Source organism: Halomonas sp. GFAJ-1, from assembly GCA_002966495.1.
Lineage (GTDB): Bacteria > Pseudomonadota > Gammaproteobacteria > Pseudomonadales > Halomonadaceae > Vreelandella.
The window spans coordinates 2268286-2281307 of sequence record CP016490.1 but is presented as its reverse complement, the minus strand read 5'-3'; the positions used below and the strand labels follow the sequence as shown (position 1 = coordinate 2281307).

Annotated in this window: 10 protein-coding genes; 4 read left to right on the top strand and 6 right to left on the bottom strand. The window is 55.7% G+C overall.

Going from position 1 to position 13022, the window contains the following annotated elements:
* Positions 1-8 precede the first annotated feature (8 nt).
* The 3 genes from BB497_10215 to BB497_10205 form a co-directional block, all read right to left on the bottom strand.
* A complete protein-coding gene (locus tag BB497_10215; protein ID AVI64333.1) occupies positions 9-1928 on the bottom strand; it encodes a chemotaxis protein in 1920 nt (639 codons plus the stop codon).
* Positions 1929-2096: 168 nt separating this feature from the next.
* Positions 2097-3992: a DNA topoisomerase IV subunit B gene (locus BB497_10210; protein ID AVI63034.1), complete on the bottom strand. Its 1896-nt coding sequence runs from the start codon at positions 3990-3992 to the stop codon at positions 2097-2099.
* Between the two features lie 187 nt (positions 3993-4179).
* The gene (locus BB497_10205) at positions 4180-5910 is read right to left on the bottom strand and encodes a glucose-6-phosphate isomerase (protein ID AVI63033.1); all 1731 of its coding nucleotides are present in this window, start codon (positions 5908-5910) and stop codon (positions 4180-4182) included.
* 114 nt (positions 5911-6024) lie between these two features.
* Here BB497_10205 and BB497_10200 point away from each other — a divergent pair, with 114 nt between their 5' ends.
* Positions 6025-6768 carry a tRNA (uridine-5-oxyacetic acid methyl ester)(34) synthase TrmP gene (locus BB497_10200; GenBank protein AVI63032.1) on the top strand — a complete coding sequence of 248 codons (744 nt, stop codon included), beginning with the start codon at positions 6025-6027 and terminating at the stop codon, positions 6766-6768.
* Between the two features lies 1 nt (position 6769).
* The gene (locus tag BB497_10195; GenBank protein AVI63031.1) at positions 6770-7795 is read left to right on the top strand and encodes a tRNA 5-methoxyuridine(34) synthase CmoB; all 1026 of its coding nucleotides are present in this window, start codon (positions 6770-6772) and stop codon (positions 7793-7795) included.
* 1 nt (position 7796) lies between these two features.
* Here BB497_10195 and BB497_10190 read toward each other — a convergent pair whose 3' ends face one another.
* The 3 genes from BB497_10190 to BB497_10180 all read right to left on the bottom strand — a co-directional run bounded on the left by BB497_10190 (position 7797) and on the right by BB497_10180 (position 11321).
* Complete coding sequence (locus BB497_10190; protein ID AVI63030.1) at positions 7797-8471, bottom strand: peptidase; 675 nt, start codon at positions 8469-8471, stop codon at positions 7797-7799.
* A gap of 135 nt (positions 8472-8606) precedes the next feature.
* Positions 8607-9725 carry a hypothetical protein gene (locus BB497_10185; GenBank protein AVI64332.1) on the bottom strand — a complete coding sequence of 373 codons (1119 nt, stop codon included), beginning with the start codon at positions 9723-9725 and terminating at the stop codon, positions 8607-8609.
* Between the two features lie 264 nt (positions 9726-9989).
* Entirely contained in the window at positions 9990-11321 is a 1332-nt protein-coding gene (locus BB497_10180) for a transposase (GenBank protein ID AVI63029.1), read from the bottom strand.
* Between the two features lie 259 nt (positions 11322-11580).
* Here BB497_10180 and BB497_10175 point away from each other — a divergent pair, with 259 nt between their 5' ends.
* Positions 11581-12285, top strand: coding sequence for an ABC transporter permease (locus BB497_10175; protein AVI63028.1), 705 nt, complete (start codon positions 11581-11583; stop codon positions 12283-12285).
* 20 nt (positions 12286-12305) lie between these two features.
* Positions 12306-13019, top strand: a complete 714-nt coding sequence (locus BB497_10170; protein AVI64331.1) for an ABC transporter ATP-binding protein — start codon at positions 12306-12308, stop codon at positions 13017-13019.
* Positions 13020-13022 lie beyond the last annotated feature (3 nt).

Below are 13022 nucleotides of genomic sequence, written 5' to 3'. Positions count from 1 at the left end.
ATGGCACGCTAGGTTAGTTGATACCTTTCGTTTGACTCGTTAGACAACGTAGCCATTGGTGTTGCTTCTTGAGAGCTACCGTGGAACTCGTCGAGCAGCCCTTTTAAGCGCTGGGCTTGAAGCGACAGCTCATTAGCAGCACCTGCCGCTTGGCTCACCAAGCCAGCATTCTGCTGGGTAACCGTATCCATTTGAGTTACCGCACGATTGATTTCGTCAATACCATTAGTCTGCTCATTAGAGGCTTGGCTGATTTCACTAATGCGTGCAGTGACTTCTTCAATGGAAAGGATGATCTCTTTCATCGCCGCCTCGGCTTCACGAGCATAGCTACTACCTGTCTCAATCTGCTCAGAGGTTTTCATAATTAATCCGTTAATATTTCTTGCGGACGCGGCACTTCTAGAAGCCAGCTCGCGCACTTCGCTTGCCACCACGGCAAACCCACGCCCATGCTCGCCTGCGCGCGCTGCCTCTACAGAAGCATTCAACGCTAATATATTGGTTTGGAAAGCGATATTTTCAATTACATTCACAATGGTGGAGACTTCTCCAGAGCTTTCGTTAATGGCCACCATGGATTGCGCTAGCCGCGAGACCTGCTCGCCGCCCTGCTTCACTTTTTCCGCTGACTCTTTTACGCGCTGATCCGCTTCCTGGGCATTATCGGCATTCCGCTTCACCGTCGCAGCCATTTCTTCCATGGTAGAGGATGTCTCCTGCAGTGAAGCTGCCTGCTGCTCAGTCCGACTGGAGAGCTCGGTATTGCCCGAGGCTATTTCAGTTGATTCGCTGGCGATGGCATCCGCGACGCCGCGCACTTCGCCAAACAAGTGCTGCAATTTATCTGAATAGCGGTTGACTGCGCTGCGCAACTCACCGATTTCATCATCCCGATAAATGGTCAGCTCACGGCTAGAGCCGCTCTGTCCCAGCTGATCAATTTGCAAGGTAGTACTGCGAATTTGCCTTAACAGAATTCGTCCGCCCAACCAGCCAAATGTCAGCAACAGTGCTAATAGCGGAAGAATCACAACTAACAAATCCCGCGTCAGCGTTTGGGCAAGCGCTGTGATCTCATCTTGGGGTGTCATTAACCCAAGCGTCCAACCGGTATCTTGCATGTTAAATAAGCGCACCGAAGCAGGCTCATCCAATACACCCGCGGTCTTCACTTCAATTTCTTCACGCCCTACATTGATGCCATCAATGACCGGTTGCAACCAAGGCATCTCACCCACCAGGTTAGCTAACCCTTGCATATCCGCCGTGGCCAGGTTGGCCCCGGGGAAGTGAATCACATTGCCAGCACTATCCAGCACAAACGCATAGCCGCCGGTAGCGCCGCCGTTCTCGGTTAAAAAATCAGCGACGCCGTCAAGCTGCATATCAATCGTGGCCACGCCAGCAAAAGCGTTATCAAGATAGTAAGGAACGCTACAGGTCACCATGGCTACCCCAGTCGCAGGGTCACGGTAAGCCGTTGACCAAACACACTGCCCTGGCTCAGCACCACGAGCACTGCTGTACCACTCTTCATCCTGATAAGGAGCAGCACCGGGGGCGTTGTAGTCATCCAAAAACTCAAGGCCACCTTCGGCATCTCGCGCCCAAAAGAAACTGTAACGCTCAGTTCCCGCTTCAAAGGCATTTGGTTCGGGCCAAATACCACCTCCGGCAATGGCAGCATTACCATTGTCATCCACCACCCTAGGGAAGGCTTGCAGATAAAGGTCTTCTTCGCGAGGAAGTGATTCAGCCAACGCGGCAAGGCTCGATGTATTGCCTTCAACCCTGGCAAGCTGTGCATTCAGGGCGTTAACAATTGAGCCCCCCGTTCGATCTACCAGCGACTGGCTGGACTCAATCACCAGAGGCTGCCCTCGCCATGCCATTACGGCGTAGATACTTGCCGCCATTAATAGCATAAGTGCAAATGCAGCCAACGTTAGCTGCCTAGAGATAGTTTTAAACAATGTCGTTCCCCTTTTAGAGTGATATTGTAATTAGGCGTATTTGTGACAGTTTCTCTTATTCTATTATCGGCTTAATACCCCAAAGCCTTAACGTTGCTTTACAAAACCACAAAGACAGAGCTATACCTCAATGTCTGCGAGGTTGCCGTAATCTTCCAGCCATTTTTTGCGGTCGCTGGCGCGCTTTTTGGCCAGCAGCATATCCATCATTTCCATGGTGCCGTCGCCCTCTTCTAGGGTGAGCTGAACTAAACGGCGGGTTTCCACGGCCATGGTGGTTTCACGTAACTGCAGCGGGCTCATTTCACCCAAGCCTTTAAAGCGCTGAACATTGGGCGTTCCACGCTTGTTGGCCAGCTGTTTGAGAATGGCGGCTTTTTCGCTCTCATCCAGGGCGTAGTGAACTTCTTTACCTAAATCGATGCGGTAAAGCGGTGGCATCGCTACATAAACGTGGCCTGCATCAACTAGACTCGGGAAGTGGCGAACAAAGAGCGCGCATAACAGCGTTGCAATGTGCAGACCGTCGGAGTCGGCATCCGCGAGAATGCACACTTTGTGATAGCGCAACTTCTCCAGATCCGCACTGCCTGGGTCGGCACCGATCGCCACGGCGATATCGTGCACCTCCTGAGAGCCGTAAATATCGTGGGTCTCCACTTCCCAGGTATTCAGAATTTTGCCGCGCAGTGGGAGAATCGCTTGGGTTTCGCGATTACGCGCCTGCTTAGCGCTACCGCCAGCGGAGTCACCCTCAACTAAAAAAAGCTCGCTTTGGGCGGGGTCTTGGCCGGAGCAGTCGGCGAGTTTGCCAGGCAGCGCAGGGCCAGAAGTAACCTTTTTACGGGCGACCTTTTTGGACTTTTTCTGACGCTGCTGTGCGGCGCTGATCACCATTTCAGCCAGCTGTTCAGCCTGCTCAACATGATGATTAAGCCATAGTGAGAAGGCGTCTTTCACTACGCCAGAAACAAAGCCTGCAATGGTACGAGATGAGAGGCGCTCTTTGGTCTGCCCAGCAAACTGGGGGTCGAGCATTTTCACCGAGAGCACGAAAGAGGCACGCTCCCACAGGTCTTCGGCGGTAAGTTTAATGCCCCGAGGCAACAGGCTACGGTATTCACAAAACTCCCGCAGCGCGTCTAACAGGCCAGAGCGAAACCCATTGACATGGGTGCCGCCTTGGGGAGTCGGGATCAGGTTAACGTAGCTCTCCAGCAGCGCCTCACCGCCTTCGGGTAGCCACTGAATTGCCCAATCCACGCCGTGCTCATCATCAATAAAGTGACCAATGAAGGGCTCTTTGGGCAATACCTCGTAGCCGTCGGTGGCTTCGGCTAGGTAGTCGCGCAGGCCATCTGCATAGGCCCACTCGGTTTTGGTTCCGTCGGGTTCTACCAGCGTGACGGACAGCCCAGGGCACAGCACGGCTTTGGCGCGCAACAGGTGTTTTAGCTTGGAGAGTGCAAGCTTCGGGTTATCGAAGTAGCTTTCATCGGGCCAGAAACGCACCAACGTACCGGTCGCCTTCTTGGCAGCTTTACCAATTTCATGCAGCTCTTCGACTTTTTCACCAAACTCAAACGCCATGGCGTGACGCGTGCCGTTACGCGTAACTTCAACGTCTAGCCTGCGCGACAGAGCATTAACCACCGACACCCCTACCCCGTGCAAGCCCCCTGAAAAGCGGTAGCTGGTGGAGGAGAACTTGCCGCCCGAGTGCAGCTTGGTGAAGATCAGCTCAACGCCCGACACGCCGTGCTCGGGGTGCAGGTCGATGGGCATGCCGCGACCATTGTCCTGAACCTCAATAGCGCCATCGCTATGCAGCACCACGCTAATCGCCGTGGCGTGACCGGCGAGCGCCTCATCGACACTGTTGTCGATCACCTCTTGAGCGAGGTGGTTGGGCCGCGATGTATCGGTGTACATACCGGGACGCTTACGCACCGGTTCGAGCCCGGACAGGACTTCAATAGAGCTCGCGCCGTACTGGGAGGCATCAAACTGGGTCATGTAGCGTCAGTTCCTGAAAAATAACGGTTCCTGAGAAAAGTAGACGTGCCAGCCGCACAGCTAGTGACAAGCGCGGCTGACAAATGGGCACAGGATAGCGGAAAAGCAAAAAGCTGTATATCTAGCCATGCTTATCGCAAGCAATGTGATAGAGGGCATCCCCCTCGTCAGAGGTTGCGGAGCGCCATTACTTGCTCGCTGACTCCTGCTCCGCTGCCCAAAACGCCTCGATTAGCCCACGGCTAGAGGCATCCATGCGGGATATATCACCCTCACCATCGATGATTGCCTGGGTATCAGTGGCAATTTGCTTGCCGAGTTCTACGCCCCATTGATCAAATGGATTGATGTCCCATATCACCGCCTGCACAAATACTTTGTGCTCGTACAGGGCAATCAGCGCACCCAGGGTCGCTGGCGTTAGTTTATCCAACAGCACGGTAGAAGAGGGCTGATTGCCTCGGTAGCGCTTGTGCTCTGGGCGGGGGCCATCATCTTCCAAGGCGTCATCTCCTAGCATGAGTACCCGGGACTGGGCGAAGCAGTTCGCCAGCGCCAACCGGTGCTGGGCTTTCAAGTGGCGGCGGGTATCCGGGTCTTCTACCTCATCGTAGCGTTTCAACGGGGCAATAAAATCACACACCACCGGCTGAGTGCCTTGATGAAGCAACTGATAAAACGCGTGCTGCGCGTTGGGGCCAAGCTGCCCCCATAGTACCGGGCAGGTTGAGTAGTTCACCGCCTTACCCTGACTGGTGACTGACTTGCCGTTGGATTCCATCTCCAGCTGTTCAAGATAGGCAGCAAAGTACTCCAACCGTCCATCGTAAGGCAGAATCGAATGGGCGCGAATATCTAGAAAATTGACATTCCAAATACCTGCCAAGCCCAACAGCACCGGCAGATTGTCTTCCATCGGCGCATTGCGGAAATGAGTATCCATCGCATGGGCACCCGCCAGCAGTTCGCGGAAGTTCTCCATGCCAACTACCAGCGCAATAGGCAAGCCAATGGTGCCCCATAGCGAGTAGCGCCCTCCTACCCATTCCCAGAACATCAGCTGATGATCTGACGCAATTCCCCACTCGCTCATTTTATCGGGGCTAGCGGAAACCCCTATGAAGTGCTGGCGAATGACCAGCTCCGCGCTGACGGGATTGGCATGGGTACGGGGTTGCTGGCCGCCATCCAACACATCGCTATGCTTGGAAAGCCGCCCTAGCAGCCAGTCGCGGGCTGTGTTGGCATTAGAAAGCGTATCGATGGTGGTGAACGACTTTGACGAGAGCACAAAAATAGTCGTTTCCGGATTAAAGCGGCTTAAATAATCCGCCAGTTGGGAGCCATCCATAGTGGAGGCAAAATGTACCTCTACCGGGTGAATATCCTTCGGTCGATAGTCCGCCAGGGCGTGGGTGACCATCAGCGGCCCTAAGTCCGAGCCGCCCACCCCCAGGTTCACCACATGCCGGATCGGTTTGCCGGTCGCCCCCCGCCACTGCCCCGCGTGCAGCCGCTGCACTAGGCGCTCCATCTGGGCAAGACTCTCATGCACGTCGCTGACCACGTTGTGGCCTTCCACATTAAGCACGGCATCGGCAGGTAGCCGAAGAGCGGTGTGCAGCGCTGGACGATTTTCGCTTACATTTACCCGCTTACCGCTCAACAGGGCATCAATCGCCCCTGGCACGCCTGCTTCATGGGCAAGTGCTAACAGGTGTTCTAGGGTGTCGTCGTCCCAGCGCTGCTTGGAAAGGTCCAGGGTGAGCCCCGCCACTTGACGCGTAAAGTTAGTCCAGCGGCTGGCATCGTCGCCAAATAGATTTCTCAAATGAACGCGTTGCAGCGACTGAGCATGCTGCGTAAGCGTTTGCCATGCGGGTAGCGTATCTGGGGTTGCGCGTGTTGCTGATGCCATGTGCCCTCTCCTGTGGCGTCATTCCATGTGGCAGGAATCTGTGATGGGCAGGTCTGTTCTGGTTAACCAAGGCCGCGTAAACTACGCAGCCTCATTAACAAACCTGGCTAGCCCATGAGTGATGCATCTTACCGCGACGCTATCTTTTCAACACCCCTTGATAAGGTGGCAAGGTTCTCCTTCGACGAACAGGTGGTCGCGTGCTTCCCTGATATGATCCGCCGTTCGGTGCCCGGCTATGGGCAAATCCTTGGCATGTTGAGCTTAATTGCCCAGCGCCACCTGCGCCACGGCGCCCACGTCTACGACTTGGGCTGCTCATTGGGGGCGTCGGGGTTGGCGCTGGCGGGCGCGCTGCCTGCCGATGCGTTTCGCTACACCGGGGTCGACCTTTCACCTGCCATGGCGGCTAGGGCCAAGCAAACGTTTCAAGAAGAGTGCCCTGATCACGCCATGCAGGTGGAAGAAGCCGACATACGCACGCTTGAGTATGCGCCTTCGGGCATGATCATTCTCAACTTTACGCTGCAGTTTCTACCGCCCGCTGATCGTGATGCGCTGTTAACACGGCTTTACGACGCATTAGAACCCGGCGGCGTGCTGATTTTGTCGGAAAAAACCATCGATGCCGACGAGCGCGACAACGCCTGGCGGGTGGAGCGCTACCACGACTTCAAACGAGCCAATGGCTACAGCGATATGGAAATCAGCCAAAAGCGCACCGCGCTGGAAAACGTCTTGATCCCTGACACCTTAGATGCCCTCCATGGCCGCTTAGTCAAGGCGGGTTTCCCCCGCTCAATGACCTGGTTCCAGTACCTGAATTTCACCTCGCTAATCGCCTTTAAGGAGGGGTGACGTGCCGCTATTGCCCGACGACCATCGCGTGCTCTATCAAGCGTTTTTAGACCAGGCAACGCAAGACGCCACGTTAACACCGTGGCTAGCCAAGCTACCCGAGCAGCTCGCCAATGGGCTAGACCGCCAGCGCCACGGCGACCTTTCGGCCTGGGAAAAAGCAGTCGCTAAACTGCCCAGCCTGCCAGCTGAGCGCCACGTCGATCTGACCAGCGATACGCTGACGGTCGACGTGGCCTTGACTGATAGCCAGCAGCGCCAGTGCTTTAACCTGCTGCGCAAGCTCGCCCCCTGGCGCAAAGGCCCCTTTCGGCTTGGTGGTATTGATATCGACACCGAGTGGCGCTCTGACTGGAAATGGCAACGCGTCGCCCCGCACCTCGCCCCCTTAAAGTACCGCAAGGTACTGGATGTGGGCGGCGGCAGCGGCTACCACGCTTGGCGCATGGCCGGTGAGGGCGCAGCTTTTGTACTGGTCATTGACCCTTCGCCGCGCTTTTACTGGCAGTTTCAGGCGGTGCGCCACTTTGTCGGCAACGCTGATGAAGGCCGTACGCAGTTTCTGCCGGTGGGCATAGAAGACGTACCGGAAAAACTGGGCTTTTTCGATACGGTATTTTCCATGGGCGTACTCTACCACCGCCCTTCACCTCTTGAGCACTTACAGCAGCTGAAAGATGCGCTAGCCCCCGGCGGCGAACTGGTGTTAGAAACGCTGGTGGTGGAAGGCGATGAACAAACGGTGTTTGTGCCCGGCGAGCGCTACGCCGCAATGCCCAACGTTTATTTCCTGCCCTCTTCAAAAGCGCTTTGCCACTGGCTAGAACGGTGTGGATTTACCAACGTGCGCGTGGTGGATGAAGCGGTAACAACGCTTGACGAGCAACGCTCAACCGAATGGATGACCTATCAATCACTGGCGGATTTTCTCGACCCCAACGACCGTACGCGCACCATTGAAGGCTATCCCGCCCCACGGCGAGCGGTGATATTAGCGAATAAGCTTGGCCTATCCGCTGCAACATAACCTAGCGCCTCAAAATCACCAGCCAGCGGCCCAAGTTCATCACGCTGGCAAGTGATGCAGCTACGTAGGTAAACGCGCAAGCGGTGAGTACGTGGCGAGCACCGGGCATATCGTAGGGGGGGACGTACTCTTTGAGCAGTGGCAGTGCGCGGTTAAAACTGGCATCGAACTCCACGGGTAGCGTTACGAGATGCACGAGCGCGGCGGTACCAAAGCTAATCACCGCCATGGCGATCACCACGGCTAACCCGCCTGGCAGCCGGGTAAGCACAAACAGGAAAGGGGCCGCCATCATTAAAATAGCGCCCAGCTTTTCGGCTTTCTGAGCCACTTGCACTAAACGGCTGCGCGCTAGCAAGGGCGTATAGCCTTCATGGTGCTGGATGGCATGCCCCACTTCATGGGCAGCCACGGTGACGGCGGTAAGCGAGCGGCCATCGTAGTGGTCGGGGGAAAGGCGCACACACCGCGCTTCGGGGTCATAGTGGTCGCCATACTCCGTGCGCTCAACTTTTACGCCTTCAACTCCTAGCCTGCGTAGTAAGTGGTCGGCTAGCTCCGCCCCGGTGCCCGGGTAATCGTCACGCCCACGGGTATGGCGCTTTAGCACCCATTTCGCCCACAGGTTGGGCAGCACAAAAACTGCCAGCGCCAACGCAATTAATACGATGAACATAGAAGCACTGAGCCTGAAAACGCCGCGAACATAATATTCACCCCTGATGAAAGGTCTAACTAAATGACCCGTTTATAGGCATTTAGTTTTATCACGTTCGCCGCAGCGCTGCATATGGCAGAGCTGGTTTGCCATTCAGTCCGGGTTGTTTCGGTGTGTTTCGACATCCCGCTGCACTGCCTGCAGCCCTCTGGCAGAAATATCGCCTTGGGCATAAGCATGCTCAGCAATCAAGATACTGTCTGCCGCGAGCACCAATTCACACGCGGTATCAGCCAATTCATCACGCAAGCGTTGAATAGCCGCTTCGCGCTTAGGGTCTTTATCTACCCGCCGAATATAGATCGCTTTAATCCGCCCTGGATAGGCTTTGACGACCTCGGTATAGACCTCCGGGTCGTGCTGGCCGCTATCACCAATTAAGATACACGGCATATCGCTATAGAGCGTCAACATACGATCGATAAGATCACGCTTATGGGCTTCCGCTCGCCGCGGCCATGGCTTGCGCAATGATATCCCCCACTCGCGCAGAAAGAGAATAGGGCCAACGGGAATGCGGTTAAGCTGAAAGAAGGTTTCCAGCATTTCATAAATAGCCCAAGGCCCCCTGGAAACATACAGAATAGGCCGCTCAGCCTTTTCGCTTTTACCGCGATAGAGCGCCTGATAGAGAGAAGCAACCCCAGGAAATGCCGTGCGACGATGAGGTTTACGCACAAATAAGCGGTAAAGCATTTTGAGCTTTTCTGCCACGCCAGTGAACATAACCGTATCGTCGATATCGCTAATGACAAGCAGGTCAGCCTCAGGCGGTGGCACGTAAACCTCAACGCTGGTGCGAACGGGCGCCTGCCCTTTGGCGTGCACCAAGATATCGGCTCGGTGCCAGGAAACATCCACCGGCAGGGTGGAACTGATAGGCAAATGAGCGTCAAAATAGCCGTCGCGATCGGTTGTCATGCATAGCTGATTGCCGCCCACATGGATCTCAACCTGAGCATCAGGTAAACCACGCCGAAAGATACGCCGGGCCACATCGGCTGTGTCCCGCAGCATTCCTCGGCGAGGTATCGCACGCCCCAGGGCCGCCTGACGAAACACCCGGCCCATAACAAATATTTCACGCTGAGAACCGTAACCACGATAAGGATGCACAACCATCCCACCGCGCCCGCTGTCCCGCTTCATGGGCTTTGCAATAACGTGAGTGAGCCTTTTGGCAAAGCTTACCCATGGGTGATACCACGCCATTAAGCGTACAAGCCGGGGCAGCGGCACGGCGAGTATTTACCGGGTAGCGGAAAAACGCCTTTGGCGAACCTAGCCCTACGTTTAGCGCGCATTAAGTGGTTCATCATGCTCTCCTTTTCCTGATGAGATAGAGGTCAACAGCTGTTAACCAGTTTGGCGCATCCGTTACCACCGTCAAGCGCCACAAGCCAAGCAACTGGTAACAAGGCACTTGAACCCTCCGGCGATTCATTCCAAGAATAGAATCACGGATTCTTATCACTCTCACGCGCTTTGTGGCCAAAGCGTGGAGAGCGTGACCGGGGTTCGCGGTATATGAGTCGACATCTGCGATCTCACACGGGCAGTCGGCTTACGCTGACCGCCCTGAAAAACAACATGGCCGCGAGCGGCGATGTTATAGGCCGCGTTAAGATCGGCGTGGTAGCGCTTGCCGGAGCGAAACGTGCACTGGCTGTAGTTGCTCTTATCGCGCTTTACCTGCCCAGAGCCGTCGAAGGCGTGGCGGGACGTACCACGGGCATACACAGCGACACAACGCAGCCCGACTTCGACGGCTTTGCTACCGATGCGTGCCACAAGCTGACGATGAAACCAGCGGTGAAACCGCGCCTTCATCGGCGTGCGCTTTTGGCCCGCCTTAGGTCGCCAGCCCTTCAGGTTTTCGACTGCAATGGCCTGGCAGTGATGATCAACCGCTAGGTTGACCAGTTGCCGACTGATCTGATGGGCTTGGTTATCGGCGAGATGGCTCAACCGTTGGTGGTCGCGGCGACAAAACCCTGGCGGCAACCGACTACCGTGGCGGGTGTGCTTTTTAGCGGTCTGGCGAATGCGGGCCATCAGTCGATACTCCCGGTCTTTATCCGTGCGCGAGATAAAGCCTCGCGCATGGACAGTGCCTTGAGTATCGACGACCGCCCAGGTGGCCGCTGTATTAATGCCCACATCCACTGCTAGCACACGATCAGGAGCACCTTTCACTGGCTTCGGTGGCTCGAATTGCTCAGGCAACGATAGTTGCCACTGTCGTCCGTTGGTGGTCAGCAGTGGGGATTTTGCCTTGCCTTTGCCTCGAAACCGGCAGGTGCCTTTTAGCCCAAATCTCATCCAGATCCAATCATTCTGCCAGCGCACCTTGATGAAGGCATGGGTGGCATCGGCATTAATCTTGGCGCACTGGCTGCCGTAAAGGCTTGGAAAGGTTTTGGTGCTGGAGGTTAGGCGAGGTGGCTTGGCGTGTGGATGTTTGCGCTGACCACATCGCCACTGGTCAAATCGCGTGACGAAGGAGCGAACTTGGCCCACTGCATCCATGATGGCCACGCGGCGAAGATAGGAAGGAAATTTGTAGTAGCGGTTGGCAAAGTAAGTATAGCGTACCTGCGGGCGCTTGGCGGTCGGATGAATCAGCGCCTCAATGATCTTTACTGCTTGGTTGCCCTGCGAGGCCCCCACCGTCGGCCAGTGGGTATAAGCCACGGTCATCAGATCGCGCACCAACCGCCGATACAGCGCCAGCGTATTCGCCAGCGCCTGTCGTTGATCGGCGCTGGTAACCTGAAGGGTGAGGGTGTCAGAACGAATAATAAGCATCAGATAACTATATATTTATACAGACATACAGGCAAGCAAGGCTAACGCCTTGCCCTGCCTTGACTGACGATTCATTCAGAGAATCGAATCGCAGAATGCGGCAGGAATTTGTTCAAACGTTGTACAGCGCATTGTCAAAAGCACTTAAAATACCATGCCCTACGTTTAATACCGTGAGTGCATGTACGTCAGGCCGCCGTGCATTAAAGCAGTTTTAGGTACACTATGCGCTTTAACAGACACAATAATGCAGGATGTTATGCCACCAGGTGACAACCCTTTTTATACGGCGCTTACGCTGATTCTGGGAATGGATCATGGGCTATTTTCGATTGTACTTTTATCGCTTAAGGTATCGCTGTTTGCGGTGATTATCGCAAGCTTACTGGCGCTGCCGCTAGGCGCGGCGCTGGCATTATGGCGCTTTCCTGGCCGCAATGCGCTGATTGTATTGCTCAATGCGTTGATGGGACTGCCCCCTGTGGTGGCGGGGCTATGCGTTTACCTACTGCTCTCCCGTGCGGGGCCACTGGGCCAGTTCGGGCTACTGTTTACGCCTACGGCAATGGTGATTGCTCAAGTTATCCTGGTATTCCCTATTATCGCTGCGCTGACCCGCCAACAGGTTGAAGCGCTGCACGGCGAGTACGCCGAACAACTCAGCTCACTGGGGCTTAGCCAACTGCGCATGATGCCGACACTTCTCTGGGATGCGCGCTTTGGTCTGTTAACCGTGATACTGGCAGGCTTTGGCCGCGCCAGCGCAGAAGTGGGTGCGGTGATGATAGTGGGAGGCAATATTGATGGCGTTACCCGCGTGATGACCACCAGCATTGTGCTGGAGACCAGTAAAGGCAACCTGGCGCAGGCACTGGGATTAGGTATTGTGCTGCTGACCCTGGTAACGCTGATTAACGCCGTAGCGCATTTAGTCAGCGAAACAGCTAAGAGACGGCTAGGATGAACGCGCCGCTCTCGCCTTGCGTGCAGGCTGTGACATCCAACGTGCCGACGCTACGCCTTGAGCAGGCGAGTTTTGAACACCGCGGTCACCGGCTGCTCTCCCCCACTACGCTATTGTTTTCTGGCTGTCAGCGCACGTTGATCATGGGCCCTAACGGCGCAGGCAAAAGTCTATTAATGCGCCTAGCCCACGGCCTCTTACGCCCTAGCAGCGGCCACATCACTTGGGGAGTCAAGCCACCGGTACAGGCAATGGTATTTCAGCGCCCGGTACTGCTGCGCCGCTCAGCGCTGGATAACCTGACCTACGCCCTGGCAGTGCGCCAAGTGCCGCGCCACCAACGCAAAACCCTCGCCCTGCAAGCACTGGATAAATTTGGCCTGGCAGCGCTCGCCAAGCGCCCTGCCCGGGTGCTTTCCGGCGGCGAACAGCAGCGGCTAACCTTGGCCCGCGCTTGGCTGCTTAATCCAGCGGTACTGTTTTTAGATGAACCCACCTCCGCACTCGACCCCGCTGCCATCAAAGCGGTTGAAGACGCAGTTAATGAATTCCATCAGAACGGTACCCGCATCATCATGACGACCCACGACCTGCACCAAGCGCGTCGTTTAGCCGATGACGTGCTGTTTATGCATAACGGGCACGCGCTGGAGCATACGCCTGCCCAGCAGTTTTTTAATGCGCCCGCCTCACCCCAGGCAGGTGCGTTTATTCGTGGCGAGCTTGTTTGGTGACGC

Coding starts and splice junctions, on each gene's coding strand:
- BB497_10205 (AVI63033.1), bottom strand. CDS start 5,910: ATGGCATCAGCAACACGCGCAACCCCAGATACGCTACCCGCATGGCAA.
- BB497_10180 (AVI63029.1), bottom strand. CDS start 11,321: ATGCTTATTATTCGTTCTGACACCCTCACCCTTCAGGTTACCAGCGCC.
- BB497_10215 (AVI64333.1), bottom strand. CDS start 1,928: ATGCTATTAATGGCGGCAAGTATCTACGCCGTAATGGCATGGCGAGGG.
- BB497_10175 (AVI63028.1), top strand. CDS start 11,581: ATGCCACCAGGTGACAACCCTTTTTATACGGCGCTTACGCTGATTCTG.
- BB497_10200 (AVI63032.1), top strand. CDS start 6,025: ATGAGTGATGCATCTTACCGCGACGCTATCTTTTCAACACCCCTTGAT.
- BB497_10185 (AVI64332.1), bottom strand. CDS start 9,725: ATGGCGTGGTATCACCCATGGGTAAGCTTTGCCAAAAGGCTCACTCAC.
- BB497_10190 (AVI63030.1), bottom strand. CDS start 8,471: ATGTTCATCGTATTAATTGCGTTGGCGCTGGCAGTTTTTGTGCTGCCC.
- BB497_10210 (AVI63034.1), bottom strand. CDS start 3,992: ATGACCCAGTTTGATGCCTCCCAGTACGGCGCGAGCTCTATTGAAGTC.